This window comes from Myceligenerans salitolerans (assembly GCF_017349295.1).
Classification (GTDB): Bacteria; Actinomycetota; Actinomycetes; order Actinomycetales; family Cellulomonadaceae; genus Myceligenerans; species Myceligenerans salitolerans.
On the sequence record NZ_JAFMPK010000047.1, the window covers coordinates 602,441 to 628,684 of the forward strand.

At 72.3% G+C, this 26,244-nt stretch carries 19 protein-coding genes; 3 read left to right on the forward strand and 16 right to left on the reverse strand.

What is annotated here, in order from left to right; all coding sequences use genetic code 11:
• Positions 1-105: 105 nt before the first annotated feature.
• Together J0911_RS16210 and hisS are read right to left on the reverse strand one after the other, a co-directional pair.
• On the reverse strand, positions 106-2,310 hold the full coding sequence (locus J0911_RS16210) for an Rv2578c family radical SAM protein (RefSeq protein WP_443677267.1): 2,205 nt from the start codon (positions 2,308-2,310) through the stop codon (positions 106-108).
• The gene (gene hisS, locus J0911_RS16215; protein ID WP_207276501.1) at positions 2,247-3,665 is read right to left on the reverse strand and encodes a histidine--tRNA ligase; all 1,419 of its coding nucleotides are present in this window, start codon (positions 3,663-3,665) and stop codon (positions 2,247-2,249) included. Before hisS ends, J0911_RS16210 begins: the two co-directional genes overlap by 64 nt.
• A gap of 239 nt (positions 3,666-3,904) precedes the next feature.
• Between hisS and J0911_RS16220 the strand changes: the two genes are divergently transcribed.
• The 3 genes from J0911_RS16220 to J0911_RS16230 all read left to right on the forward strand — a co-directional run bounded on the left by J0911_RS16220 (position 3,905) and on the right by J0911_RS16230 (position 7,400).
• Positions 3,905-4,672 carry a peptidylprolyl isomerase gene (locus J0911_RS16220; protein ID WP_207276502.1) on the forward strand — a complete coding sequence of 256 codons (768 nt, stop codon included), beginning with the start codon at positions 3,905-3,907 and terminating at the stop codon, positions 4,670-4,672.
• Complete coding sequence (locus J0911_RS16225; protein ID WP_207276503.1) at positions 4,669-6,621, forward strand: DUF349 domain-containing protein; 1,953 nt, start codon at positions 4,669-4,671, stop codon at positions 6,619-6,621. The genes J0911_RS16220 and J0911_RS16225 overlap by 4 nt, the downstream gene beginning before the upstream one ends.
• Before the next feature lie 101 nt (positions 6,622-6,722).
• The gene (locus J0911_RS16230; protein WP_207276504.1) at positions 6,723-7,400 is read left to right on the forward strand and encodes a hypothetical protein; all 678 of its coding nucleotides are present in this window, start codon (positions 6,723-6,725) and stop codon (positions 7,398-7,400) included.
• Between the two features lie 62 nt (positions 7,401-7,462).
• On the opposite strand, the gene J0911_RS16235 is transcribed toward J0911_RS16230, so the two are convergent.
• The 14 genes from J0911_RS16235 to J0911_RS16300 all read right to left on the reverse strand — a co-directional run bounded on the left by J0911_RS16235 (position 7,463) and on the right by J0911_RS16300 (position 26,238).
• Positions 7,463-8,563, reverse strand: a complete 1,101-nt coding sequence (locus tag J0911_RS16235; RefSeq protein ID WP_207276505.1) for a DNA polymerase domain-containing protein — start codon at positions 8,561-8,563, stop codon at positions 7,463-7,465.
• Positions 8,564-8,758: 195 nt separating this feature from the next.
• The gene (locus J0911_RS16240) at positions 8,759-9,925 is read right to left on the reverse strand and encodes an ATP-dependent DNA ligase (RefSeq protein ID WP_207276857.1); all 1,167 of its coding nucleotides are present in this window, start codon (positions 9,923-9,925) and stop codon (positions 8,759-8,761) included.
• A 61-nt stretch (positions 9,926-9,986) separates the two neighbouring features.
• The gene (locus J0911_RS16245) at positions 9,987-12,317 is read right to left on the reverse strand and encodes a RelA/SpoT family protein (RefSeq protein ID WP_207276506.1); all 2,331 of its coding nucleotides are present in this window, start codon (positions 12,315-12,317) and stop codon (positions 9,987-9,989) included.
• A gap of 30 nt (positions 12,318-12,347) precedes the next feature.
• Positions 12,348-12,971: an adenine phosphoribosyltransferase gene (locus tag J0911_RS16250; RefSeq protein ID WP_207276507.1), complete on the reverse strand. Its 624-nt coding sequence runs from the start codon at positions 12,969-12,971 to the stop codon at positions 12,348-12,350.
• A 111-nt stretch (positions 12,972-13,082) separates the two neighbouring features.
• Positions 13,083-14,174 carry a protein translocase subunit SecF gene (gene secF, locus J0911_RS16255; RefSeq protein WP_207276508.1) on the reverse strand — a complete coding sequence of 364 codons (1,092 nt, stop codon included), beginning with the start codon at positions 14,172-14,174 and terminating at the stop codon, positions 13,083-13,085.
• Positions 14,174-16,183, reverse strand: a complete 2,010-nt coding sequence (gene secD / locus J0911_RS16260) for a protein translocase subunit SecD (RefSeq protein WP_207276509.1) — start codon at positions 16,181-16,183, stop codon at positions 14,174-14,176. The genes secF and secD overlap by 1 nt, the downstream gene beginning before the upstream one ends.
• A gap of 132 nt (positions 16,184-16,315) precedes the next feature.
• Positions 16,316-16,762 (reverse strand): preprotein translocase subunit YajC, encoded by a 447-nt coding sequence (gene yajC / locus J0911_RS16265; RefSeq protein ID WP_307865124.1) that lies wholly within the window; start codon positions 16,760-16,762, stop codon positions 16,316-16,318.
• 42 nt (positions 16,763-16,804) lie between these two features.
• Positions 16,805-17,863 (reverse strand): Holliday junction branch migration DNA helicase RuvB, encoded by a 1,059-nt coding sequence (ruvB, locus tag J0911_RS16270; protein ID WP_307865160.1) that lies wholly within the window; start codon positions 17,861-17,863, stop codon positions 16,805-16,807.
• A 58-nt stretch (positions 17,864-17,921) separates the two neighbouring features.
• Positions 17,922-18,560, reverse strand: coding sequence for a Holliday junction branch migration protein RuvA (ruvA, locus tag J0911_RS16275; RefSeq protein WP_207276511.1), 639 nt, complete (start codon positions 18,558-18,560; stop codon positions 17,922-17,924).
• A 234-nt stretch (positions 18,561-18,794) separates the two neighbouring features.
• Positions 18,795-19,355, reverse strand: coding sequence for a crossover junction endodeoxyribonuclease RuvC (gene ruvC / locus J0911_RS16280; RefSeq protein ID WP_207276512.1), 561 nt, complete (start codon positions 19,353-19,355; stop codon positions 18,795-18,797).
• A gap of 257 nt (positions 19,356-19,612) precedes the next feature.
• Positions 19,613-20,374, reverse strand: coding sequence for a YebC/PmpR family DNA-binding transcriptional regulator (locus tag J0911_RS16285; protein WP_207276513.1), 762 nt, complete (start codon positions 20,372-20,374; stop codon positions 19,613-19,615).
• Between the two features lie 7 nt (positions 20,375-20,381).
• Positions 20,382-21,017 (reverse strand): pyridoxal 5'-phosphate synthase glutaminase subunit PdxT, encoded by a 636-nt coding sequence (gene pdxT, locus J0911_RS16290; protein WP_207276514.1) that lies wholly within the window; start codon positions 21,015-21,017, stop codon positions 20,382-20,384.
• Positions 21,018-21,028: 11 nt separating this feature from the next.
• The gene (locus J0911_RS16295; protein WP_207276515.1) at positions 21,029-23,566 is read right to left on the reverse strand and encodes a tetratricopeptide repeat protein; all 2,538 of its coding nucleotides are present in this window, start codon (positions 23,564-23,566) and stop codon (positions 21,029-21,031) included.
• Between the two features lie 14 nt (positions 23,567-23,580).
• Complete coding sequence (locus tag J0911_RS16300) at positions 23,581-26,238, reverse strand: tetratricopeptide repeat protein (protein WP_207276516.1); 2,658 nt, start codon at positions 26,236-26,238, stop codon at positions 23,581-23,583.
• Positions 26,239-26,244: the final 6 nt, after the last annotated feature.

Here is a 26,244-nt window from a genome sequence, read left to right on the forward strand (position 1 = left end):
TTCCGGCGGTCGCCGTCGGACGGCTCGTGCTCGGCTGAGCTGGGTGAACGGCATGGTCGGCGTCGAGCCCGGAGTTCTTGCCCGATCCGGTCCGTCCTGGCCTCCTCAGAAGAGGGCGTCCTGAGCGATGGCCTCGCTCGCGGCCCTTGCGCCCTGGGCGGGCTCGCTCGGTGCGGGTATCGCCCCCTCGGGGTAGGCGCCCTCCTCGTCGCGGCCGGAGCCGGAGCCGCCCGCCTCGGAGGACAGGGACGCCCCGGTGCCGCTGTCGACGTCGCCGGCGCCGTCCGCGCCGCCGTCGAACCGCAAGGCCGCGCGCCCCAGGCCGCGCTCCGCGAGCAGCGGTTCCGCCCGGGCCCACAGCCACTCCTGGTAACGGCGGTCGCTGTACGCGCGGTCCCCGAAGACGCGGTGGTATCCGGCCACGTGCTGGGGGAACTCACGGCGCAGCCACTCCAGGTACCACTCGCGGGCACCGGGGCGCAGATGCAGCGGAAGCACGGTCGCCCCGGTGGCTCCCGCCTCCGCCACGGCATCGAGCAGGCGGGCGAGGTGGTCGCGCGAGTCGGTGAGCCAGGGCAGCACGGGAGCGACCATGACGCCGCACGGCAGGCCGGCCTCGCGGATCGCGCGGATCAGCGCGAGCCGGGCGCGCGGCGTCGGCGTGCCGGGCTCGGCCCGCTGTTGCAGTTCCTCGTCGAGAAAGGCGAGGGAGACGCCCAGCCCGACCTCGACCCGCTCCGCCGCCTCCGTGAGCAGTGGCAGGTCGCGGCGCAGCAGGGTGCCCTTGGTGAGGATCGAGAACGGGGTGCCGGAACCAGCCAGCGCCGAGATGATGCCGGGCATCAGCCGGTACCGCCCTTCCACGCGCTGGTACGGGTCGGTGTTGGTGCCGAGCGCGACGGACTCACGGCCCCACGAGGGCCTCGCCAGTTCCGCACGGAGGACCTCGTCCACGTTGACCTTGGCCACCACCTGCGAGTCGAAGTCGGCTCCGGCGTCGAGGTCGAGGTAGGTGTGGCTGCCCCGCGCGTAGCAGTTGTGGCTGATCACACCGTCGGCGACGAAGTCTCCCGTGCCCGTGGTGATGTCCACCATGCCGGTCTCATGACCCAGGTCCTCGATCGACACCACCCTCCGACCGGGCGAGGTCCGCACGAGCCGGCCGACGACGTCGGCGCGGGACGCGACGCCGGCGGAAGACACGACGCCGGAGGACGGGCCATCGGTGCCCGGCGAGCCGGGCGCCGCGACGGGGCCGATCCCGGCGAGTCCGTCCCCGGGGCGCAGGACCGGCCGCGAGGCGCTTCCGATGCCCGGACCGGCCGGCGCGCGGCCGGAAGGGGCGGGGCCGGACGGGGCAGGGCCGCCGAACGGAGCGGGGCCGGACACCGTGCGTCCGCCGGACGCCTCACCCTCGGCCGAGGCACTCGCCACGTACCGCCAGCCGTCGCCGGTGAGGAAGCGATGGTCGCCGCTGGCGACGAGCGTGGTGCCGTCGGCCGTCGTCACCCGGTACGCACGCTTGACGGTGCGCCAGGAGTCCCGGACGTCGGTCTCCACCAGAATGCGCCGGCCGTCGTCGGGCAGCGTGCCGATGACGCGGTCCCCCGGCACGAGATCGCCGATGGCGCGCCACGTACCGTCGCCGAGGAGTACCGGCGTCTCCGGTGCCAGGCAGTAACGGCAGGCATGACTGCAGCCACGGTACGGATTGACGGTCCACCGGAACGGCATCCGGGACGCGGCAGGAACCTTCGACAGCGCACTCCTGGCCATGACCTCGTGAACGGTGACACCGTCGAACTCGGGACTCCGGACCGTACGGAGCAGCCCGGCCGTCCGCAGCGCGGGTAGTTCGAGTCCCGGCAGCGCACCGTCATCGCTCGTGAGTTCCTGGCTTGCCCATCGCACACAGAGATTCGAACACACGTTCCCATCGTTCGCAACTCTTCGGCCGTGATAGCGCGATCTACGCGAAGATGAGGGCAGGACGACGGCGCGGAACCTCGTGAGGCTCCGCGCCGTCGCGTGCAGAAGTGCGGATGCGGCGCAGCCGTCGGCTCTCGGGCACCGGATGAACCGGCCGGTGCCCGGGAGCCGCGGTGTGATCCGCGGGATCTTGCCCCGCAGGTCGCGGGCACCGGGTGAACCAGCCGGCACGCCGGCGGGCGCGTCGTCGGGCGTCGTCGGGCGTCGTCGGGCGTCGCTCTTGCCGCTCGGTCCGGACGAACGCCGGCGAACGTCGGCTACTGTCCCGTCCCGCTCCCGGGTACGACGCGCGGGTGCAGGTCCTCGGCGGGCGGCTCCCACGTCGTCGCGTCGGCATCGAGCTGCTCACCCGAGCGGATGTCCTTGACGGAGCCCACGAGGGCGGTCCCGCTCGTGGCGGGCGCGTCGGCGGGCCCGTGGCCGGGCTCGCCCGGGAACCAGACGAACGGGATGCCACGGCGGTCGGCGTACTTGATCTGCTTGCCGAATTTCGCGGGCGCCGGTGCCACCTCGCACGGGATACCACGTCCACGCAGCGCCTCGGCGACGGCATCGGACACGGGGCGGGTCTCCTCCGTGGCGACGGCGACGAGCACGGCGGTCGGCACGCCTCGTGTCGCGGTGACGAGACCACCGGACAGGAGCCGTGACACGAGCCGGCTGACGCCGACGGACAGGCCGACGCCCGGGTACGTGTTCTTGCCGTCCGACGCCAGCGTGTCGTAGCGGCCGCCGGAGCAGACCGATCCGAGCTGCTCGTGCCCCACGAGCACCGTCTCGTAGACGGAGCCGGTGTAGTAGTCCAGACCGCGAGCGATCTTCAGGTCCGCGACGACGACACCCGGCGCTCTGCGGCCCGCCGCCACCATGAGCGCCTCCAGCTCGGCGAGCCCGGTGGTGAGGAGCTCCGTCAGCGCACCGTAGGACTCGGCGAGCGCGCGCACCTCCGCGATCACGGACGTGTCGGATCCGCTGATGCCCGCGAGCGCCAGGCAGGCCTTGGCCTGGTCCTCGCTCGCCCCGCACTGGTCGACCAGGAGCGTGGCGACCTGCTCGTGGCCGATCTTGTCGAGTTTGTCGATCTGCCGCAGCACACCTTCGACGTCGGACAGGCCGATACCGCGGTAGAAACCCTCGGCCACCTTGCGGTTGTTGACCAGGATCCGGACCGGCGGCAGGCCGATCTCCCGCAGGGCGCCGAACGCCTCGGCCATGACGAGCGGGACCTCGACCTCGTAGTGGTACGGGAGGTCGCCGGAGCCGACGACGTCGATGTCGGCCTGCGTGAACTCGCGGAACCTGCCCTCCTGCGGACGCTCACCGCGCCATACCTTCTGGATCTGGTACCGCTTGAAGGGAAAGGCGAGCTTGCCGGCGTTCTCGAGGACGTATCGCGCGAAGGGCACGGTGAGGTCGAAGTGAAGGCCGAGCTGCTTCTCGCCGCGGTCGCGCTGCCCGGCCGGGTCGGCGTCCTGGAGCCGGGAGAGCACGTAGACCTCCTTGGAGGTCTCGCCCTTGCGCAGCAACTGGTCGAGCGGTTCGACGGCCCGGGTCTCGATGCCGGCGAACCCGTGCAGCTCGAAGGTGTGACGCAGCACGTCGAGCACGTGCTGCTCGACGACACGACCTTGCGGGAGCCATTCGGGGAAACCGGAGAGTGGTGCGATACGGGCCATGCGTCAGATCTTCCCACGGCGGCGGAAGATCCGGCCCGGGCTTTCCACAGGGCAACGGCCGGTCACGGCGCGGAGAAGGGCAGTTCACCCCTGTCCGGCGCGGCACAGGCAGAATGCCCTGGCCCGCGATGCCTACACTGTCCCCGCACGGACTGCAACGGCCCAGGGTCCCACGGGGCCTGCCCCACCGCGGGACCGTGCCCCTGGACGAGCAGTGAGCGGAGAGGAGCCCGGCGACGGTGTCGACCAGCAAGCAGCGTCAGCGTGCCCAGCAGGCCAGGAAGCAGCAGGCGAGGCAGCAGGAGCGCCAGGCCGCCCGGAGAGCGCGCCGGCGTCGCCTGACGGCGCTGGTCGCGGGTGTGGCGGCACTGGCCCTGGTAGCGACGTTCGTGGTCGCGGCGCTCGTGAACACCGGCCCGGCCGAGGCCGGGCAGTGCGAGCCGGGGACGACGGACGCCCGCGAGGGCCACGAGCTGCCCGGCCCCGAGGTCGCCGAGGGCCGCACCTGGACCGTCACGCTGCACGCCTGCGCCGGCGGTACGGACCAGGACATCACGCTCGAACTCGATGGCGAGGCCGCGCCTCAGGCCGTCGCCAGCTTCGTCACGCTCGCCCAAGCCGGCTACTTCGACGGCACCGGCTGCCACCGGCTCACCACGGCCGGGATCTACGTGCTGCAGTGCGGTGACCCGACGTTCACCGGCGCGGGCGGGCCGGGATACGAGTTCGGACCCGTCGAGAACGCCCCCGAGGACGACGTCTACCCCGCCGGCACCGTCGCGATGGCGCGGCAAGGCGGCAATGGCGAGTCCATGGGCTCCCAGTTCTTCCTCGTGTACGAGGACTCCCAGATCCCATCTGACGAAGCCGGCGGATACACCGTCTTCGGGGAGATCACATCCGGCCTGGACGTCGTCCGGGCAGTCGCGGACGAGGGCGTGGTCAACAGTGCCACGGACGGCGAACCTGCCGGCCCCGTCACCATCGAAGGAGTTGAGACCCAGTGAGCGAGAGCACCGAGCAGGGACGCGGACCCGTCGAGGACGTGGCCGCCACCGAGCCCGTGGCCGAAACTCCCGAGACGTCCGCGGCCGAGGAGACCTCGCCCTCGGAATCGGCACCTGAGGCCACGACGGCGGAGGAGACGACGGCGGAAGAGACGACGGCGGAGCAGGCCTCCGGGCACGCGGCGGTCACCGAGGACGCGGCGGACGACGGGTCCGCCACGGCAGACGGCGCTGTCGCATCCGGCGACGCTGCCGCGGAGCCCGCGCCTCAGGACACGACGGCCCAGGCCGTGGCGGAGCAGGGAGCCGACGCATCGGCGGGACCGGAGGCGCAGCCGGCCTCCGAAGCGGCGGACGAGGCGCAGCCCGCTGCCGACGCAGCGCCCGACGCGCAGCCGGCCACCGAAGCAGCCGACGACGAGCAGCCGGCCACCGAGGCAGCCGACGAGCCGGAGGGTACGAATCAGCAGCCGGAGGCGAAGCCGGCCGCTTCCTCTCCCGCGCCGTCGGCCAAGCCTGGCGTCCCGAAGCCCTCGGCGATCCCTTCGCCTGCCGCGCTGGCCAGGCCCCGTCCCCCGAGGCCCGGTGGCCCGAACCCGGCGGCTCCGGCCGGGCGGCCCGCGGCGGCCGCGCAGTCCGCGCCCTCCGCCCCGCCGGTGCCCGTGGTCCCCGTGGTGGATGACGTCGCCGCGACCGCCGAGGCCGAGAAGCACGGCCGCGTGGCCGAGGACGGCACCGTGTACGTCATCGAGCGGTCCGGCGAGCGAGCCGTCGGCCAGTTCCCCGGGGTCGGCACGTCCGAGGCGCTGAGCCTCTACGTGCGGCGCTATCTCGACCTCGTCGCGAAGGTGTCGCTCTTCGAGACCCGGCTCGACAGCGCCGACCTGTCGGTCAAGGAGATCGACCAGACCCTCGCCAAGCTCGCCGAGGAGACCGCCGAGCCGGCCGCCGTCGGCGACCTGGACGGCCTGCGGTCCCGGGTGGAGGGCCTGAAGGGCCGAGCCGCGGAACGCCGGGCCGCCCTGGAGAGCGAGCGCGCCGCCGCCAAGGCGGAGGCCGTCAAGGCGCGGGAGGCGATCGTCGAGGCCGCCGAGAAGATCGCCGGCACCGATCCGAACAAGATGCAGTGGCGACCCGCCGGGGAGGAACTGCGCGCGCTCCTGGACCGCTGGAAGGCCGCACAGCGCGGTGGTCCGCGTATCGACCGGGGCACGGAGGAGTCTCTCTGGAAGCGGTTCAGCCACGCCCGGACCGCGTTCGACCGCGAACGACGCCACTTCTTCGCCGACCTGGAGCAGCGGAACAAGGAGGCCAAGGCCACCAAGGAACTGCTCGTCTCGGAGGCCGAGGCACTGTCCGACAGCACCGACTGGGGCTACACCGCGGGTGCCTACCGCGACCTCATGTCCCGGTGGAAGGCGGCCGGCCGGGCTTCGCGCAAGGACGACGACGCGCTGTGGGCGCGGTTCCGCGCGGCGCAGGACAAGTTCTTCCAGGCGCGGGACGCCGCCAACGCGGCGATCGACGCCGAGTACGGGGAGAACCTCAAGGTGAAGGAGCAGCTTCTCCTCGAGGCCGAGAAGCTGGTCCCGGTCAAGGACCTCACGTCCGCCAAGCGGGCGCTCCGCGGAATCCAGGATCGCTGGGACGAGGCGGGCAAGGTGCCCCGTCGCGACATCCAGCGTGTGGAGAACCGGATGCGCGCCGTGGAGAACGCGATCCGCGACGCGGAGCAGGACCAGTGGCGTCGCAGCAATCCCGAGACGAAGGCCCGCGCGGAGGGCGCGGCCGCGCAGCTGGAGTCCGCGATCGCCGACCTCGAGTCCGACCTGGAGTCCGCGCGCGCCAAGGGGGACGACCGGAAGGTCTCGGAGCTGGAGTCCTCGCTCGCGGCGCGACGGTCCTGGCTCGAGCAGGTCGTGCGGGCCGCAGAGGACAGCACCGCCTGATCCGGCGACGCCGGCCGGCCTCGGACGGCCGGCGCACGGGTCACGGCCCCGGCACCCTGTGGACAGCGGGTGCCGGGGCCGTGCCGTCCTAGGCTGGAACGGTGCGACTGGCCAGACTTCTCGACCCACGCCCGGCACCCCTGCCGCTGGTGGTGACACCGGAACAGGTGGGTGGCCCGGTGGCGTGGCAGGACCTGATGCGGTGTGGAGCGCTCACCGCCGTCCGGGACGCGTCCCTCGACACCACCGGCGCCGTGGCGGTGCCCGCCTCCGCCCACGTCACACCCGCTCATCGTGCCCTGGCCCTGATCGCCTCGACGGGGGCCGGCGCGCTTCCCGCGCGCGCCGTCCTGGCCGGCGTGTCCGCGGCGTGGATCCACACAGGTCTGCGCGACGGCCGACCCGCACCACGGCTTCCCGTCGGGGACAGTCGCCTCGAGGTGGCCCACGACGCCACGGTCCGCCGCCCGGACGTCTCCACCGGGACGATCGTGCGCTGCTCCCCCGGCCTGGCGAGCGACACCATGGCACTCGCCGGCGTTCCTGTCACGACGCCCGTACGCACCGCCGCGGACGTCGCCTGCCGGCTCCCGTTCGACCACGCGGTGCCCGTCCTGACCGCGCTGGCGGCGGGAAGCGCCGACCTGGCCGCGGTGGACCTGCGCGTCGTGGAGCGCCTCCTGGAGGCACGTCGCCGTGTCGTCGGCCGGCCCGCCGCCCGCCGTGCCCTCGCCGCGGCGCGTGCTCACGCGAACGGGACCGGCGCGTCAGGGCGCTGACTCCTCACGACGGACGGCGCCTCGTCTCCGGTTTCGCCGTGTGCACCGGTTCGGCCGCGAGCTCAGCGCGCGCGATCCCTGTCGCGGCTCGGCTGAACCCGCTTCGGCTCCCCGGGCTGCTTGGGATACTCGGGCGGGTAGGGCAGGTCGCCGAGTCCGTCCGCCTCGTCCCGGTCGGCGAGGTCGAGCGCGGGACGCAGGTCGCAGTCGAGGCCGGGGTCCCGATCGGCACGCAGTGGCGCGAAGAGGTCGCCCACCTCGGCGAGCCGGCGCGGGGCCGTGCGCACGTCGAAGTCGTCAGGATGCACCTCACCTACCTCGTCCCAGTTCAGCGGCATGGAAACGGTGGCACGCGCGTTGGCGCGGATCGACCACGCGGACGCGATGGTTCGGTCCCGCGCCATCTGGTTGTAGTCCACGAAGACCTTCTGTCCGCGTTCCTCCTTCCACCACTTCGTGGTGACCCGGTCCGGGAGGCGCCGCTCCAGCTCCCGCCCCACGGCGATCGTGGCACGACGAGCCTGGGTGAACGTCCACTCCGGCGCGAGCGGCACGAACACGTGCAGCCCGCGTCCGCCGGAGGTCTTCGGGTATCCGGTCATCCCGAGCTCGTCCAGGAGTTCACGCAGGTGCGGCGCGACGGCCGCGGCGTCCTCGTAGTCGGTGCCGGGCTGCGGGTCGAGATCGATGCGGAGCTGGTCGACCCGCTCGGTCGCGTCGTCTCCGGGCCCTCGCCGGACGGGCCACGGATGGAACGTGAGGGTGCCGATCTGTGCCGCCCACACCGCGACGGCGGGCTCGGTCGGGCAGACCTCGTCGGCAGTGCGACCGGACGGGAAGGCGATCCGCGCGGTCTCGACCCAGTCCGGTGCGCCCTTGGGAATGCGCTTCTGGTAGAACGCGTCCCCGTGGCCGTCGGCCCGCGTCGCCATGACCGCGTCCGGTGACCAGCCCTTCGGCCAGCGTTCCAGCGTGGTGGGGCGGTGGAGCAGAGCGCCGGTGATGCCGTCCGCGACCTCGGCGAAGTACCGCACGACGTCGAGCTTGGTCAGCTCACCACCGGCGTCCGACGCGGGGAACACGACCCGGTCCGGCGACGAGACGCGCACGGTGCGCCCTGCGACCTCGACCTCGGCGGCCTGGGACTTCTTCGCTGGAGCCATGGGCCCAACGTACGCCGGGTGGCCGACATCGACGAGGCGGACGCCACCGCGCGCCTCCGGAACCCACCGCCGCCGACGGGGCAGGACCGAGCGGGACGCGGTACCGCCTCAGCGCACGGGTGCCCGCTCAGCGCAGGAGCGCGGCCGGCGTACGGTGCCCGCTCACCACTTAGGCCGCTCACCACAGGGGCCCGCTCAGCGCATGGTGCCCGGCGCGCCGGGCAGCAGCTCCGTGAGGTCGAAGCCGACCGGTTCGACCAGCTGGTCGTACGTGCACGAGGCGGGGTCCCGGTCCGGCCGCCAGCGCTTGAACTGGGTGGTGTGGCGGAAGCGGGTGCCCTCCATGTGGTCGTAACCCACCTCCAGCACCCGCTCGGGGCGCAACGGCGTGAACGAGAGGTCCTTGCCGCCCGTCCAGCGGGACACCGCGCCGGGCAGCCGGTCCCCCGCCTCGGCGGCCGGCAGCGCCTTCGCCGGGTCGGACCAGCCGCTCCACGGGTGCTCGTCCGCCTCCGGGGTGCCCGGCACGACCACGAGGTCGGCGAGCTCGCCGACGAGTTCGGCCCGCCGGGCCTCCGGGAACGAAGCGGCCACGCCGACGAACTGCAGAGAGGCGTCCGGCGCGCCGTCGTCGTCGTACAGTCCGAGGAGAAGCGAGCCGAGCAGCGGGCGCTCGGCGGTCGACGTCTTGTGGAGGCGATACCCGGCGAGCACGACGTCGGCGGTGCGGGCGTGCTTGATCTTCACCATCGCGCGTTTGTTCGGCTGGTAGGCGGCGTCCAGCGGTTTGGCCATCACTCCGTCGAGACCGGCGCCCTCGAAGACCTCGAACCACTCGGCGGCGACCGCGGCGTCCAGCGTCCGCGGCGTGGCGAAGACGAGCGGGCCCGTCAGACCCAGCCCGTCCAGGACCTCCAGCCGGTCGGCGAGCGGGCGGTCCAGCAGGCCGTCGTCACCCAGGGCGAGGACGTCGAAGACGACCAGTGCCGCCGGAGTCGTCTCCGCGAGCATGCTCACGCGGGACGCCGCCGGATGGATTCGCTGGGACAACAGGTCGAAGCTCAGGTGCGACCTGACCTCGCCGTCACCCTCCGGCACCTGGGCGATGACGATCTCGCCGTCGACCACGCAACGGTCCGGGAGCGCGTCACGTACTGCCGCGACCACGTCCGGGAAGTACCGCTCCATCGGCTTGCCCGTACGGGACCCGATGTGGACCAGGTCGCCGTCGCGGTAGACGATCGCGCGGAAACCGTCCCACTTCGGCTCGTAGACGTGCGACGGTGGTCGCGCCTGGGCGGGCACCGTCGCCACGCTCTTGGCCAGCATGGGCCGGATCGGGGGCTGGACCGGCAGGTTCAGGTTCTCGACGGACATGGCCCCAGCATCGCGCACGACGCGCCCGTGCGCCGAAGATCTCGCGTCACACCGGAAGCTGCGGGCGTTCCACCGGCTTCGTGCCCGTGATGCGGTGGACGTCGAACACGCCCTCGACCTTGCGTACCGCGGCCAGGACCTGGGTGAGGTGGCCCGGCTCGGCCATCTCGAAGATGAAGCGGGACACCGCCAGACGGTCGCTGGAGGTGGAGACGAACGCCGAGAGGATGTTCACGTGGTAGTCGGAGAGGACTCGCGTCACGTCCGACAGCAGCCGCGACCTGTCCAGGGCCTCCACCTGGATCTGGACCAGGAACATCGTGTTCGCGCCGGCGGTCCACTCGACGTCGACCAACCGCTCGGGCTGCTTGCGCAGCCCCTCCAGGTTGACGCAGTCCACACGGTGCACGCTCACACCCTGCCCGCGGGTCACGAAGCCGACGATCTCGTCGCCCGGCACCGGGGTGCAGCACTTGGCGAGCTTGACCCACACGTCGGCGCTGTCGGAGCCCTTCAGCACGACGCCCGGGTCGCCCGTACGGACCCGCCGCGGCGAACGGTTCCCCGCGCCCGGACGCGCCGCCTCGGCGACGTCCTCGGTGGCTCCCTCGTCCCCGCCGAGCGCCTTGACGAGCTTCTCCACGACGTGCGCCGCGGACACGTGCCCCTCCCCGACCGCCGCGTACAGGGCGGACACGTCGGGGTAGCGCATCTCGTCGGCGAGTCCCACGAGCGTCTCGTGGGTCATGAGCCGCTGTATCGGCAGGCCCTGCTTGCGCATCGCCTTCGCGATCGATTCCTTCCCGGTCTCGATCGCCTCCTCGCGCCGCTCCTTGGTGAACCACGCGCGGATCTTGTTCCGGGCACGGGGAGACTTCACGAACGCCAGCCAGTCGTGGCTGGGCCCGGCCGTCTCGGACTTCGAGGTCAGGACCGAGACGACGTCACCGTTCTCCAGCGTCGAGTCGAGCGGCACCAGGCGCCCGTTCACCCGCGCGCCCATGGTGCGGTGCCCCACCTCGGTGTGCACCGCGTACGCGAAGTCGACCGGGGTGGCACCCGCCGGGAGCGGCATCACGTCGCCCTTGGGGGTGAAGACGTAGACCTCGTCACCACCGATCTCGAACCGCAGCGAGTCCAGGAACTCCGAGGGGTCGGCCGTCTCCTTCTGCCAGTCCACGAGCTGGCGCAACCACGCCATGTCCTGGGCGTGGGTGTCCTCCTTGACCTGCTGGGCGCCGCCGCTGCGATCCTTGTACTTCCAGTGGGCCGCCACGCCGTACTCCGCGCGACGGTGCATGTCGTGCGTCCGGATCTGGATCTCCACGGGTTTACCGCCCGGGCCGATCACCGTCGTGTGCAGCGACTGGTACATGTTGAACTTCGGCATCGCGATGTAGTCCTTGAACCGGCCCGGGACCGGGTTCCATCGCGCGTGCATGGCGCCGAGCGCCGCGTAGCAGTCACGTACGGTGTCCACGAGGATACGCGTGCCGACCAGGTCGTAGATCTCCGCGAAGTCGTGACCGCGGACGATCATCTTCTGGTAGATCGAGTAGTAGTGCTTCGGCCGGCCCATCACGGACGCCTTGATCTTCGCCGAGCGCAGGTCGGACTCGATCTGTCCCTTGACGACGCCGAGGTACTCCTCACGCGCCGGGGCGCGCTCCGAGACGAGGTGCACGATCTCGTCGTACACCTTGGGGTACAGGTTCTGGAAGGAAAGGTCCTCCAGCTCCCACTTGATGGTGTTCATCCCGAGGCGGTGCGCCAGCGGGGCGTAGATCTCGAGGGTCTCGCGCGCCTTCTTCTCCGCCTTGTGCGGCGGGACGTACTTCCAGGTGCGGGCGTTGTGCAGCCGGTCCGACAGCTTGATGACCAGCACGCGGATGTCCTTGGCCATCGCCACGACCATCTTGCGCACGGTCTCCGCCTGCGCGGCGTCGCCGTACTTCACCTTGTCGAGCTTGGTGACGCCGTCCACGAGCAGCGCGACGTCGTCGCCGAAATCGGCGCGAAGCTGGTCGAGGGCATATTCCGTGTCCTCGACCGTGTCGTGCAGGAGCGCGGCGGCGATCGTCGTCCCCTCGAAGCCGAGCTCCGCCAGGATCGTGGAGACCGCCACCGGATGGGTGATGTACGGGTCGCCGCTCTTGCGCATCTGCCCGCGGTGCGCCTTCTCGGCGGTGACGTACGCGCGCTCGACGAGCGCCAGGTCGGAGCGGGGGTGGTTGCTGCGGATCACCTGCAGCAGGGGCTCGATGGCGGCGGGGGTGGAGGACCCGGCACGCGCGCCGAACCGAGCGAGCCGGTGCCGTAGGCCCGGTACGGAGGTCGGCGTGGAGACGGGCGCGGGCGAGGCTTCGTTCTCGGCCATGTGATGCCTCCTTTGCGCCGGTAAGATGGCTCAGTCTAACGGCCGTGCAGCCTGACCCGGGTCTTCGCCTCGTTCGTGGGCGGGTCCTACTCGCAGGAGAGTAGTCACCTCGTGACCATCGAGCCTCTCGCGGCCGTGAAGTGCGGCGAGTTCGAGCAGAAAGGCCAGTCCGGCGACCACCCCGCCGCTGCGCCGTACGAGATCCGCCGCAGCGGCGGCCGTGCCGCCGGTGGCCAGGACATCGTCTACGAGAAGAACACGGGAACCCTCCGGAAGTGTTCCCGTCCGCAGTTCGATCGACGCCGACCCGTACTCGAGGTCGTACTCGACCCGCTCGACCGGGGGCGGCAGCTTACCCGCCTTGCGCAGCGGTACGAACCCGACGCCGAGCTTGGTGGCCAGCGGAGCGCCGAACAGGAACCCCCGCGCCTCCATCCCCGCCACCATGTCGATCTCGCCGAGGCCGGCCACCGCGGCCGCGAACCCGTCGACGACGTCGGCGAGCCCGGCGGCGTCCGCCAGCAGCGGCGTGATGTCACGGAAGAGGATGCCCTCGGCCGGGTAGTCGGGAACGTCGCGGATCAGGGAGCGTACGCGCGCCGCGCGCTCCGGCGCGAGGCCGGAGAGAGCGGAGAGAGCGATGTCGTCGGTCACGGGACGTGAGCCTACCTGGCGCGTCGACGGCGCCGTCGGGGCGCAGCCGGCACGACGCGGCCCCCGCGGGAGGCTTCTCCCGCGGGGGCCGACAGACGTCAGCGTGACCGATCAGCGGCGACGCCGAGGCTGAGCCCGCTGGCCCTGGTGGCTGCCCGGGATCAGCTGCGACGTACCCGCTGCCGCCGCGGCGAGCGCAGCGTCCGACGCGCCCTCGCTCGCGAGCCCTTCGCGGGCGGCCAGCACCTTGGCCGTGTGCTCCCTGATCTTCGCGTCGCCCTGCCGGAACATCACGTCCAGCGGCGGGGCGAGGAAGATGGACGACGCCGCGCCGACGGCGATGCCGACGAACAGGGACAGCGACAGGTCCTTCAACGTGCCCGCCCCCAGGAGGAACGCACCCACGAAGAGGATGCCCGCCACGGGCAGGAGCGCCACGACCGAGGTGTTGATCGAGCGCACGAACGTCTGGTTCACCGCGAGGTTGGCCCGCTCGGCGTACGTGCTGCGCGACTGCTCGAGCACCGTCGCGGTGTTCTCGCGGACCTTGTCGAACACCACGACCTTGTCGTAGAGCGAGAAGCCGAGGATCGTCAGGAAGCCGATGATCGTCGACGGCGTGACCTCCCAGCCGACCGCGGCGTACACGCCCGCCGAGACGAGCAGGTCCAGGAGTACCGCGAGGATACCGGCCAGGGCCATCCGCCACGCCCGGAAGTAGAGCGCCATGAAGGCCGCCGCCGCGGCGACGAACACGAGTGTGCCGATCAGCGCCTTCTGGGAGACACTCTCACCCCAGGTGGGGCCGATGAACCCGGACGTCACCTCACTTGCCGGTACGGCGTAGGCCTCCGCCAGCGCGTCTCGAACCGCGTTGAGCTCCGTGTCGTCGGTGAGCTCCGCGGTCTGCACACGGACCGCTCCGTCGCCCACCTGCGAGACCAGCACCTCCTGGTTGGGCGCCACCGAGTGCACGGCGTCGACCGCCGGGTCCTCGTCGGTGGTGGTCGCACCGGAGACGGTGAACTCGGATCCGCCTCGGAAGTCGATGCCGAGGTTGAGGCCCTGCATCGCGATGATCGCGATCGACGCCGCCGAGAACAGCGCGACGATCGAGAACCAGATCCGCCGCTTCTGCATGATCGGGTACGACCGGTGGCCGGTGTACAGGTCGTTGCCCCACTGGGCGAAGTTGAACGCCATCAGAGCTGCTCCTCGTTCTTCGCGGCCTCCGAGGCGGCCTTGCGTTCCGCGGCACGCCGCTCCGCGATCGTCATCCTGCGGCCGTCAGGCGCACGAGTGGCGCTCGCCGGGGCAGCACCGCCGCCCGGCACAGCACCACCCGAGGCGGCACCACCGCTCGGGACGCTCTGCGCCTGCGCCCCGGCATAGGCCGGCGTCCGCTCGGCGGGCTCGTCCGCCACCTCGACGCTCTCGGACGGGACCTGCGTGGAACCGGGCTCCCACTCGACCCTGCCGGCGCCCTTGTACCGCGGGCCGCCGGACGACAGCCGCAGCCGGTCCGGCGAGAGGCCCGACCACTTGTGACCGTCGCGGAAGAACGGGACCTTCGCGAGCAGCTCCATCATCGGGTGCGTGAACCAGATGACGACCAGGATGTCGATCACCGTGGTCAGGCCGAGGGTGAACGCGAAGCCGCGCACACCGCCGACCGTCATGAAGTACAGGATGATCGCCGAGAGCAGGTTCACGGACTTGGCCGCGTAGATCGTGCGCCGGGCGCGGACCCAGCCGCGCTGCACCGCGAGACGCAGGGACCGCCCGTCGCGGAGCTCGTCCCTGATGCGTTCGAAGTACACGATGAACGAGTCCGCGGTGAAACCGATGGCGACGATCAGACCCGCGACACCGGGCAACGACAGGCGGTAGCCCATGCCCCACGACAACAGGGCGATCACGACGTAGGTCATGACGCCGGCGACGATCAGCGAGGCGATCGTCAGGCCGCCGAGGGTGCGGTACTGGAACAGCGAGTACACGACCACGAGGATCAGGCCGATGAGCCCGGCGAACAGACCGCGCTGCAGCTGCTCCGTGCCGAGCGTCGCCGAGATCTGGTTCTGCGACTGGACCTCGAAGGTCAGCGGCAGCGAGCCGAAGCTGAGCTGGTTCGCCAGGGTCGCCGCCGAGTCACGGGTGAACGTGCCGGAGATCTCCGCCTGGCCGTTCGTGATGATGACGCCCGGGCTCAGCGAGGGAGCCGAGACCACGAGGCCGTCGAGCGTGATCGCGAACTGGTTCCGGGGCGACTCGAGGCTCTGCAGGCGCTCGGTGGTCTCCCGGAAGGCCGCCGTGCCCTCGTCGTTGAACGTCAGGTTCACGACCCACTCGTTGGTCTGGACACCGTTCGCGCCGACCCCGAGACCGGAGGACGCCGATGTCAGCTCGGTACCGGCGACCTCGACGGGCCCGAGAATGTACTTGGCGACACCGGTCTGGTCGCACGTGACCAGCGGCAGGTTCGGGTTGTCGCCGCCGCCGCCCTCCAGGTTCGCCGGGTCGGTGCAGTCGGTCCGGTCGGCCAGCTCCTGCACGGCGGGCGTGATCTGGGCGAGATCGCTCGGGTCGGTCGGGTCGAGCTCCTCCTGCTCGTCCGCGATCTGCTGCAGCAGCTCCTCGTCCGAGGTGGCGGCATTGCCCTCCTCGGCGGAGCCCTCGCCGTTCGCGTTCTCACCGTCGGCGTTCGCGTTCTCACCGTCGGCGTTCGCGTTCTCACCGTCGGCGTTCGCGTTCTCGCCCTGGCCGTCGGCGTTCTCGGAGTCGGCCTCGTCGCCGGACTCACCCTCCGCCTCCGCGCTGGGATCGGCGGTCGCCAGCGGCGACCCCACCGTCAGCACCGGCCGGAACTTCATCTGCGCCGCCTTGGAGATCAGCGCGATCGTCTCGTCGTCCACCTCGCCGGGGATCTCGACGATGATCTGCCGGTCGCCCTGGACCGCGATGTCCGCCTCGGTGACGCCGTTCGCGTCGACGCGCTGGCGGATCACGCCGACGGCCTCGTCCATGGCCTCCGGCGTGATCTCCGAACCGTCGGACGTGACGGCCTGGAGCACGATCTGGGTACCGCCCTGCAGGTCGAGAGCGAGGGCCGGGGCGAGGCTCGCCCCGTCGGGATTCTCTTCGGAGCGCGCGTCGAGCTGTGATCCGGCCACGAGCACTGCGAGGGGCAGGAGCATCGTGAAGATCGTCATCAGGACGATCGTCCGGACCGGCCGTGAGCGCCGGTTGTCAGTCGCCAACTTTGTCGTCTCTTCTCGGTTGCGCGCCGCCGGGGCGGCACGGGTTCGACGTCGCCGCGGGCTCACACCCCGGCGACGCGGTCGTCACTTGCCGTCGGTGTCGTCGTCCTTACGCGCCTGCTGGTCCCGGTACTCGCGCTGGGCGGAGTCCAGACCCGAGATGTCGTCCGGTACGTCGATCACGTCGGGCCCGATGGTACTGCCCGAACCTTCTTGCTCGGTGACCTCCGCCGCGTCCGTGTCGTCCGAGTCCTCGGGGACGGGCGTCGCGAACTGCGCCGGGACCTCCTTGACGGCGGGCATGACCCAGTCGGTCACGTGGCCGTCCGACGACTCGATGCGCACGATCTGCCGGTCCGTGTCGACGGCCACGACGACGCCGACCATGCCGGACTGGGTCATGACCTCGACCCCGGGCTGCAGGCTCTCACGGAACTCGGCGGCGGCACGCTGCTGCTTGCGGCTGCGGCTCGTGGTGAAGAAGAGCATCGCCGCGAGCGCGATGATGAGAATGAGGAAGGTGATATCCACGTCAGTCCAGTCGAGTTCGGGTGTACGGGGTGCCGACCCAGTCTATGCGTCGAAGAGCGTGTCCGTCGTCGCCCCTGTGGAGATCGCCTCGCCCCCCGGCCGACCGAGGACGTCAGCGGTCTGAGGCGGCGTCAGACCGAGGTGCTCCCAGGCGGCGAGCGTGGCCACGCGACCCCGCGGTGTGCGGGCGATGAGGCCCTCCCGCACCAGGTACGGCTCGGCGACGGTCTCGACCGTGTCCGACTCCTCGCCCACGGTCGCCGCCAGCGTGGTGAGACCGACGGGGCCACCGCCGAATCGCGTGCACAGCGCGGTCAGCACCGACCGGTCGAGCCGGTCCAGCCCGATCGCGTCGACCTCGTACACGCGCAGCGCCGACTGCGCCGCGTGCAGGTCGAGCGTCCCGTCGCCACGCACCTGCGCCCAGTCCCGCACCCGGCGCAACAGGCGGTTCGCGACGCGCGGGGTGCCACGCGAACGCCCCGCGATCTCCGCGGCGGCGGCGGCACCCACCTCCGTCCCGAGCAGGCGGGAGGAGCGCAGGATGACCCGTTCGAGCTCGTCCGCCGAGTAGAAGTCCATGTGCCCCGTGAACCCGAACCGGTCGCGCAGCGGCGCGGGGAGCAGCCCGGACCGCGTGGTGGCGCCGACGACGGTGAACGGCGGCAGCGCGAGCGGGATGGCCGAGGCACCTGGCCCCTTGCCGACCACGATGTCGACGCGGAAATCCTCCATCGCGGAGTACAGCAGTTCCTCGGCCGGCCGTGCGAGACGGTGGATCTCGTCGATGAACAGCACCTCGCTCTCCTCGAGCGAGGAGAGCACCGCCGCGAGATCCCCGGCGTGCTGGATGGCCGGGCCCGAGGTGATGCGCAGGTTGGAGCCGATCTCGGCGGCGATGATCATCGCCAGCGTCGTCTTGCCCAGCCCGGGCGGCCCGGACAGCAGGACGTGGTCCGGCGCGCTTCCCCGCGCCACCGCGGCCCGGAGCATGAGCGAGAGCTGCTCGCGCACCACCGGCTGGCCCACGAACTCCTCCAGCCGCTTGGGGCGCAGCGCCGCCTCGGCCGCACGCTCGACGTCGTCGGACCCGGTGCCCACGAGGCGGGGGGAGTCACTCCCCGGGACGGACGGGCCGGCTGACCCGGTGGTCGTCTCCTCAGCCACGAGCGCCCCCGAGCGCGCGCAGCGCCGCGCGCAGCGTGGTGGCCACGTCCGCCGGCGCGACGGCGTCCGCCCCCGTCTCGGCGAGCACCTTCGCCACCGCGTCCTCGGCCGCCTTGGCCGGCCAGCCCAGTCCGGTGAGGGCCTCGACGACCTGCGCGGTCCCGGCGTCGGGCACGGACACGCCCGCGGCCCCCGGAGCGCCGTCGGGCATCGGCTCGGTGGCGGTGGAGGGCGGGCCGAGCCGGTCGCCGAGCTCCAGGAGGATGCGCTGGGCGCCCTTCTTGCCGATGCCGGGTACCCGGGTCAGCGCTGCGGCGTCCTCGGCGAAGACGGCGCGGCGCAGGCCCTCGGGCGGGTGGACGGCGAGCATCGCGAGTGCCAGGCGCGGCCCGACGCCGCTGACGGTCTGCACGATCTCGAAGACGTCCCGCTCGTCGGTGTCGGCGAAGCCGTAGAGGGTCATCGAGTCCTCACGGACCACCATGCTCGTCGCGACCTGCGCGCTCTCCCCGACGCGTAACCCGGCGAGCGTGCCGGGTGTGGCATGTACCAGGTACCCGACGCCGTTGACGTCCACGACGGCGCGGTCCAGGGTCACGTGCTGCACGACACCCGTCAGCGATGCGATCACGCCTCTTCCTCCCGTCGGCCTCGTTGGTCGAACGCGTCGAGGCCGTCACCTCGAACGTCCGTGCGATCCTAACGTGGCTGCCGGCCGGGTCGAGGGAGACGCGCAGGGCGGGCGCGAGGTACCGCCCGGCCGACGCGGCACTGCCCCGCCGACGCGGCACTGCCCGGCCGGAGCGGGACACGGCCCGGCCGACGCAGGGCACCGCACGCCGGACCCGAGCCCCGCGGCGTCTCCTCAGCCCTTGCGGCGCGCCGCGGCCTCCGCGGCCGCCCAGGCGCGCTGGGCCGGGGTCAGCTCGTGCCGTTCGCCGCCCTGCAGCGCGCCGGCCGGTCGCCACAGGTGGCAGACCGCGAGCGCGAGCGCGTCCGCGGCGTCGGCGGGCTTCGGCGGGTCGTCGAGCCGCAGGATGCGGCTGATCATCTTCGTGACCTGAGCCTTGTCGGCCCGGCCCGAGCCGGTCACGGCGGCCTTGACCTCGCTGGGGGTGTGCAGAGCGACGGGGATGCCGCGACGGGCGGCGGCGAGCATCGCGAGGCCCGCCACCTGCGCGGTCCCTGTCACCGACGCGACGTTGTGCTGTGCGAAGACGCGTTCCACGGCGACGACGTCGGGAACGTGGGCCTCGATCCACTCGTCGAGCCCTTCGGCGATCCGTAGGAGCCGGAGGTCCACCGACAGGTCGGCGTCGGACCGGATCACGCCCACACCGGCCATGCGGGCCCGGCGTCCGGGCAGGGAGTCGACGACGCCGACGCCGCACCTGGTCAGGCCGGGATCGACTCCGAGAACGCGCACGCCCTACGATCTCACACGCACCGGAACGTACGGCGTATGCGCGCCGCGAGATCGGGACGGCCACGGATCAGGACAGCAGCGACCTGGCGTCGATCTCGACCGGGAACGGTCGTACCGCCTTCAGGACGTCACGTACGGTGTCGGTCGCGACATAGGTCCGCGCGGCGGGACCAGCGACATCTCGCCGATCGCATGGAGGCCCGACGAGTCCCGCCGCCGGGCACTCCCGTAGGCGGCCCGGCAGCGGGGTGACGCCGTCAGTCCTCGGCGTCGAGAGCTTCCATGACCTCGTCGCTCGCGTCGAAGTTCGCGTAGACGTTCTGCACGTCGTCGCTGTCCTCGAGGGCGTCGATGAGGCGGGTGATCTTCTTCGCGCCCTCGACGTCGACCTCGACCTGCATCGACGGGTGCCAGACGACGTCGGCGGAGTCGTAGTCGATCCCGGCGTCCTGGATCGCCTTGCGGACGGGCACCAGGTCCGTGGCCTCGCTCATCACCTCGATGACCTCGCCGAGGTCCGTGACCTCCTCGGCCCCGGCGTCGAGCGCCGCCATCATGACCTCGTCCTCGCCCACGCCGTCGGACTTGGGCACGACGACGAGGCCCTTGCGCGAGAACAGGTACGACACCGAGCCCGGGTCGGCCAGAGAGCCGCCGTTGCGGTTGAACGCGGTGCGGACCTCGGCGGCGGCGCGGTTCTTGTTGTCCGTGAGGCACTCGACCAGGACGGCGATGCCGTTGTTGCCGTAGCCCTCGTACATGATCGTCTGGTAGTCGACGGCGTCGGCGCCCTCGCCGGAGCCGCGCTTGACCGCGCGATCGATGTTGTCGTTGGGGACCGACGACTTCTTGGCCTTCTGGATGGCGTCGAACAGCGTCGGGTTGCCGGCGGGGTCACCGCCACCGGTGCGGGCCGCGACCTCGATGTTCTTGATGAGCTTCGCGAAGAGCTTGCCACGCTTGGCGTCGATCGCCGCCTTCTTGTGCTTGGTCGTGGCCCACTTGGAGTGACCTGACATGTACCCGTTAACTCCTTCGCGAATCTTCGATGATGCGGGCGAACAGACCGTGCACGCGCGCGTCCCCCGTGATCTCCGGGTGGAAGGCGGTGGCGAGCAGCGGGCCCTGCCGTGCTGCGACGATCTTACCGGCGGCGGCCACCGCGCGACCCGACGTGTCGGTCGCGGGGATCCGGGCCAGCACCTCCACCTCGGCGCCGGCCTCCTCGATCCAGGGTGCGCGGATGAACGCCGTCCGCACGGGCTCCCCGGGGACGCCCGCCATTTCGAGGTCCGTCTCGAAGGAGTCGACCTGCCGCCCGAAGGCGTTGCGCTGCACGACGACGTCCATGCCGCCGAGCGTCCGCTGATCTGCGGTACCCGAGGTGATGCGGTCCGCGAGCAGGATCATTCCCGCGCACGAGCCGTACACGGGCAGCCCTTCCTTGATCCTCGCCCGCAGCGGTTCCGCCAGGCCGAACACGTGCAGCAGCTTGTCGATGGTGGTGGACTCCCCACCGGGGAGCACCAGCCCGTCGACCGTCTCCAGCTCCGTGGTGCGGCGCACGGGGATCCCGCGGGCGCCCACGGCCTCGAGCGCCGCGACGTGCTCCCGGACATCGCCCTGCAGGGCGAGGACTCCGACGGTAAGTGTGCGTGTCACGGGAGTCGATCCTATGACGACGTCGGAGCCCCTCCCTCCTCGATGTCCACGAGGACGTCCACGGAACCGGACGGCGAACCACGCCTCCCCCGCTCGCGGGCCACCAGCTCGACGCTCTCGTCGCGCAGCGCGAACGCCTCCTGCACCGCGGCGGTGGCGGCCTCGGCCCGGCCCAGGCTGCGCAGCACGGTGGCGAGGTTGGTCAGCGCGACCGCGAGACTGTCCTGGTGGTGCGGGCGCTTCGAACGCGCGAGGTCGCGCAGCATGCTGACCGCCTCCGTCGCCGGGGCGACGGCGTCGAGCGGCCGGTTCGCCTCGGTCAGCCGTACGCTCAGCCGGGACAGCGAGCGGGCGAGCTCCTCCTCGTACCGGCCGGGCACACGTGCCGCCAGCTCGCGCCGGATCCCGACCGCTTCCTCCTCCAGGGGCAGCGCCTCGTCGGACCGGCCCAGCCGCGCGTACGTGACCGCCAGGTTGGAGCACGAGGTCGCGAGCATGTCGCGGTACCGCTGCGGCGTCTCGGCGGCGAGCTGACGACGGATCCGGACGGATTCCTCCTCCAGGCCCGCGGCCTCGGCGGCGCGGCCCTGCTCCGACAGCAACGAGCCGAGCCCGGCCAGCGACCAGGCGACCAGCCACCGCATCCCGACCGGGTCCTGCTCCGCGAACCGGCGCCGGATCGCGAGCGCCTCGCGCGCGGCGGCGACCGCCTCGGCGGGCCGGTCGAGCTGCGCCGCGGCATCGCTGAGGTTGGACAGCGCGAAGGCGAGGTACTGCTCGTGCTCACCCGGACGGCGCAGCGTGAGGCGGCGCCGGATCTCGACGGACTCGCGCAGCCCGTCGATCACGTCCGCGGCCCTGCCGAGCTCGACCTGTCCCACGGTGTTCGCCAGCACCAGGGCGAGCATCGCCTCGTGCGCCGCAGGGTCGCGGGCCACGAGGCGCCGCAGCGTCGCGACGGACGCCGTGTGGCACACCTCCACCTGCTCCGGGCGGCCCAGGAAGTCGTACGTGATCGCCATCCCGTTGAGCGCGCTCGCCAGCATGGGGTCCAGCCACACCCGCTCCTCGGGGGCCGCGGCGCGGCACACGGCCGCGACCTCGTCGGAGATCTGGAGCGACTCGGTGTACCTGCCCTTGCCGAACAGGACGCCCGCCATCACCGTCCGGGCCGCCAGCAGAGGAACCCGGTACCGGTCAGGATCCTGGGCGGCGAGCTCGCGCCACGCGGTGACGGCACCCTGCGCCGACGGCGGCACGTCGTCGTACGTCTCGGGCGCGCCCAGGGCCCGGGCGAGCGTCGCGGTGGCGTCGGCCCGCTCGGGGGTCACGGCACGCCCGCCCGGCGCGAGCTCGCCGACGACGGCGATCAGTCGCTCCGCGAGTCCTACCGCCACGTCCCGGGGCAGCGGGCGGCGCCCGAACAGCCGCAGCACGCGGGCGATCGCCTCGGCGTCGTCGGGCAGCGCCTCCGCGACCCGTTCCAGCAGCACCGTCGCGAGCCGTGCCGCCTCGGGGACTCCCGGGTCGTCGACGTCGAGCCGGTGGGCGAAGAGTGCCACGCGGAACGCCTGCCGTGCGTCCAGGCCGGTGGTGCACGCACGCACCTTCGCGGGGTCGGCGGCGAGCGTGCGCGCGACGTGCAGTTCGGCCAGGCGGTTCGGCAGTCCTCCGGGCCCGCTCAACGGTGACGGCGCCCCCTGACCGCCATCCGCGCGGGACGGGGACGTGTCCGGAGCGCCGCGCTCGAACTCCTCCCCGCGCAGCAGCGCACCCGCGATGTCCTCGTCCGGGGCGGTCCACGCCTCACGTTCCAGGTCGAGCAGCGCCCCGACCCCGCGGGACACGTCGGCGACCCCGCCGTGGAGGAGCGCCGCCAAGGTCGCGGCGTGGACGTCCAGCACGGGCGCGGGCTCGGGTCCTTCCCGCACCTCGGGCACGCCCGGCCGGGGACCGGAGAGCCTTCGCTGGACGCCCGGCCGCCGGGCGAAGGCCCGCGCCGCGACCGAGACCATGGCCGCCGCGGGCAGGCGGGGCGGCGCGAGATGGACCTGCGACGTCGGGACGGTCTCCGGCCCGGCCCACAGGTCGCACGCCCAGCGCAGACGGGTCCACCACTCGCGCGCCGTACGGCCGAGCAGGATCACGCGCAGGCGGTTCTCGCCCGATCCGGTCAGTGCGCCGAGCTGCTCCGCGAGGCGGGGATGCGCCGCGGCGTCGTCGACCACGACCAGCACACGCCCGCCGCGGCAGGCCGCCGCGATCTCGGCCGGCGAGTCGTCCGGCTCCGGCCAGACGCAGGTCCACCCTCGGCGGCGCAGCCGTGCCGCGAGCTCGATCGCGAGGCGTGACTTGCCCACCCCGCCCGTCCCGGTGACGAAGCGGACCTGTACGCGGGGGCGTTCCCTGCACCACGCGTGCAGCTCGTCGAGCTCCGTGTCACGCCCCACGAACGGGACGGCCCGTAGCGCCGGATCCAGCAGTCCCGCGGCGGAGACCCTCGCGTGCCGGGCACGCAGGCGGCTGTCGGGATGAAGGGGACGCCACATGGACGTATTCAATCTCATGCGCGCTCCGATCGCGCAGTGATGAACTGACCTGTGCGCGATCCGTCCTTCGGCAAGACCGCCTCCATGTCCGCAAGCACGCGCACGGACCGCGCAAGATCGTCTCCGAAGCGCCGCTGGTCCATGGCGGCGAGCCCGTCGCGGATGCGCACCGCCTCCCGCGCGGACGCGGCCGCCGACACGTACCGGCGCTGTTCGCCGAGAGCCACGGCCAGGGCCGTCAGCGCGGACGCGAGTCCGGGCAGATGCTTCTCCGGATGCTCCCTACTCAGGTCGCGCAGTGCCCCGACCGCCTCGTGCAACGGACCGATGGCGTCGTGGGCCCGGGACAGGTCCGTGAACGTGGCCCCGAGGTTGGCCAGGGCGGTGGCCAGGTCCGGGAGGTGCTGCCACCGGTCGTCACGGGCCACCTGCCGCATCAGGGACACCGCCTCGCGCGTGGGTTCGACGGCATCCTCAGTGCGTCCCATGTCGGAGTACCGGACGCCCAGGTTCGACAACGACCGGGCGAGATGCTGCCGGTGCCGGCTGGAGGAGGAGCGCCGCACCAGTTCGCGGCGGATCTCCACGGCCTCCTGCTCCAACCGCAGCGCGTCACCGAACCGGCCGAGCCGCGAGTACGTCACGCCGAGGTTCGAGCACGACGTCGCGAGCTCCTCGCGATACCGGTCAGGGGCCTCGCGAGCGAGGTCGCGCCGTATCGACAGCGCCTCCTCCTCCAGCGACAGCGCCTCGTGCGGCCGGCCCTGCTCGGACAGCAGGACACCCACACCGGACAGGGACCACGCGAGTTCGAACCGCAGCCTCGGCACGCCGTTCCCGTCCGCCGACGCGGCCTTGCGCACCACCCGCCGCCGCAGTGCCAGTGCTTCCTGGCCCGCGGCGAGCGCCTCGGCGGCCTGCCCGATCCCGGCGAGGGCGTGGCTGAGATTCGACAGGCTGTACGCCAGGTGACGTTCGAACGCGTCCGGGCGGTCCCGTGTGAGCCTCCGTCTGATCGACACCGACTCGCGCAGGCCCTCCAGCGCCTCCCCGGGTCTGCCGCGGTTCACGAGGAGCAGCAGGTTGGCCTGGACGCGCGCGAGAACCTCCTCGTGGGCCACCGGGTCGCGGGCGACCAGGCCGCGCAGGAGCGACACGGCTCGCTCGTGGTACCACCGGGCGGCGTCCACGCTGCCCGGGGCGGTCGTGAGCTCGAGCGCGTGCATGCCCCATGCCAGTTCCGGCTCCGTCCACACGCTCTCGGTCTCGGGGGCGGAGCTCCATGCGGAGACCGTCTCCTCGACCAGCTGCGCGTGCTCCTTCTCGCGTCCGGTGCCGAAGCTCACGACGGCGAGGTCCCGCATCGCCCGCCAGAGCGCCACCCGGTAGCGCAACGGATCGGTGCGGGTGATCCTGCGCCACATCGCCTCGGCCCGCTCCGCGGGGTCGAGCGCCTCGTCCGAACGTCCGGCCTCCTCGAGCGCGCGCGCCCAGGCGCCGAGCGCCTCGGCCTGGTCGGGCGTGTCCCTGCCCGCCGCGGTGGCGGTGACCATCGCGACGAGCCGGGACGCGAGGACCACCGCCTGCGCTGCCGGTGCAGGCCGTGCCGGGAACAGCCGCAGGATCCGCTGCAGGTGCTCGGGGCGGTCGGACACCTGGCTCGCCACCCGCTCCAGCAGAGCGGCGGTCAACCGGCCCGCGCCGGTGACCGCCGGGGTGTCGACGTCGAGCCGGAACGCGAACATCGCGACCTCGCACGCCTCGTCCGGGGTGATCCTCGCGGTACAGACCTCGGTCATCCCGGGTGCCGCGGTCAGCGTCCGTGCCACGTGCAGCTCCGCGAGCCGGTCGGGCAGGTCTCGCCGGCCCCCGCAGAGCAGGGCACGCGCGACGACGGCGTCGGTCTCCGCCCACCGGTCGCGTTCCTGGTCGAGCAGTGCGGCAGGGCCGCGGCCGACGTCGACCACGGTCCCGGTGCCGCCGTTCTCCCGGTCGGCGAGCACCGCGAGGACCGCGGCGTGCACGTCGCCGAACCGTGGAGGGTCGGCGTCGGCCGGCTGGTCGCCGACCGTGAGCTCAGGGGCCTGGACCGCCAGGCGGGATGCGAAGGCCGACGCCGCCGTCCGCACCATCCGGTCCAGGCTCATGGCCGGCGGCCCGATGTGCGCCATCGAGGTAGGCACGCCTGCCGGCACCGACCAGAGCGTGCTCGCCCAGCGCAACCGCGTCCACCACTCCCGCCCCGTGCGGGCGAGGAGCAGTACCCGGATCCGCCCGGCCTCCGCCTCCCGGAGCGCGCCGAGCTGCTCGTCGAGGCGAGGGAACGACGCGGCGTCGTCCACGACGACGAGCACGCGCGGCCCACGACACGCCACCGCGACGTCCCGCGGTTCGTCGGCGGGATCGAGCCACACGGGCCGCCAGCGGCGCCGCACCAGCCGGACACCGAGTTCCACGGCGATCCGGGACTTCCCGCTGCCACCGAGCCCGGTCAGCAGCCGCACCCGGACTCGGTCGGACCCACCCGACCAGCTCGTCAGGTCGGCCATCTCGGAGTCGCGCCCGGAGAACGGCACGACCCGCAGTGCGGGATCGAGCAGGCGAACGGGCCCGCCGTCGGGCGGCGACGACGCCGATCCCCGACGGTTCCAGCCCTCTCGCCCACGCAACACGGGGCA

Excerpts from the sequence above, each read along its gene's own strand:
- J0911_RS16235 (WP_207276505.1), bottom strand. The coding sequence starts at position 8,563 with ATGGCTCCAGCGAAGAAGTCCCAGGCCGCCGAGGTCGAGGTCGCAGGG.
- J0911_RS16285 (WP_207276513.1), bottom strand. The coding sequence starts at position 20,374 with ATGTCAGGTCACTCCAAGTGGGCCACGACCAAGCACAAGAAGGCGGCG.
- J0911_RS16295 (WP_207276515.1), bottom strand. The coding sequence starts at position 23,566 with ATGTGGCGTCCCCTTCATCCCGACAGCCGCCTGCGTGCCCGGCACGCG.
- hisS (WP_207276501.1), bottom strand. The coding sequence starts at position 3,665 with ATGGCCCGTATCGCACCACTCTCCGGTTTCCCCGAATGGCTCCCGCAA.
- secD (WP_207276509.1), bottom strand. The coding sequence starts at position 16,183 with ATGACGATCTTCACGATGCTCCTGCCCCTCGCAGTGCTCGTGGCCGGA.
- J0911_RS16245 (WP_207276506.1), bottom strand. The coding sequence starts at position 12,317 with ATGGCCGAGAACGAAGCCTCGCCCGCGCCCGTCTCCACGCCGACCTCC.
- secF (WP_207276508.1), bottom strand. The coding sequence starts at position 14,174 with ATGGCGTTCAACTTCGCCCAGTGGGGCAACGACCTGTACACCGGCCAC.